Annotated in this window: 1 protein-coding gene; it reads left to right on the top strand. The window is 74.0% G+C overall.

The window, feature by feature from the left end; translation table 11 throughout:
- Positions 1-68: 68 nt before the first annotated feature.
- A partial coding sequence (locus ROTAS13_RS25345; protein ID WP_139323612.1) for a glycosyltransferase occupies positions 69-788 on the top strand: 720 nt, incomplete at its 3' end.

The following is a 788-nucleotide window of genomic DNA, read 5'->3' as shown; positions in this document are numbered from 1 at the left end:
TCGCCTTACGGTGGAGCTGTGCGTAGATGTGATCAAGAGACAGGCCGGAATGGTGCGAGGCCCGCACCGTGGCAGACTACGCCGCCTGGTTCTCGGCGCTGCCTCTGCTGGCCGATGGCATCCTGTGCAATTCCGAGGCGACGGCGGCGGAGCTGCGCCGCTGCGCCGCCCGCCACCTGCCGGGCCTGGCACTGCCGCCGCTGGCGGTTGTGCCGCTCAACGGCGCTCCCGTCCCGCCGGCGCGCGAGGCGCCGCTGCCGCCGGAGCTCGAATCCCGGCCCTATGTTCTCTGCACCGGCACGATCGAGGGGCGGAAGAACCATCTGCTGCTCTTCCAGGCCTGGCTGACCCTGGCGCGCCGGCTGGGCGGCGCCTGCCCGCTGCTGGTCTGCGTGGGACGGCCCGGCTGGCGCTCGGAGGGGGCCATGGCACTGCTCGCGGCCTCGCCGGAGCTGGCGGCGAAGGTGATGATCCTGCCGGAGGTGGACGATGCGGTGCTGCATGCGCTGACGCGGCATTGCCGCTTCGCGGTCAGCGCCAGCCATGGCGAGGGCTGGGGCCTGCCGGTCAGCGAGGCGCTGGCGCTGGGCCGGCCGGTGCTGGCGCCGGGCCATTCCGCGCTGCTGGAAAGCGGCGCGGCGGGCGCGACCTTCTTCACGCCGAATTCCGAGCCGGATCTTGTGGAGAAGGCGCTGGCGCTGATCGCCGCGCCGGAAGCGGCCGCGGCGCGGATCGCGCCAGGGGGCGGCTGCCGCCCCTGGGGCGAGGTGGCGCGGGAGATGCTGGCG

Origin of the sequence: Roseomonas sp. TAS13 (assembly GCF_001950415.1) — a bacterium.
Classification (GTDB): domain Bacteria; phylum Pseudomonadota; class Alphaproteobacteria; order Acetobacterales; family Acetobacteraceae; genus Roseomonas; species Roseomonas mucosa.
The sequence above is the reverse complement of the archived record's forward strand: the minus strand, read 5'-3'. Positions and strand labels throughout refer to the sequence as shown.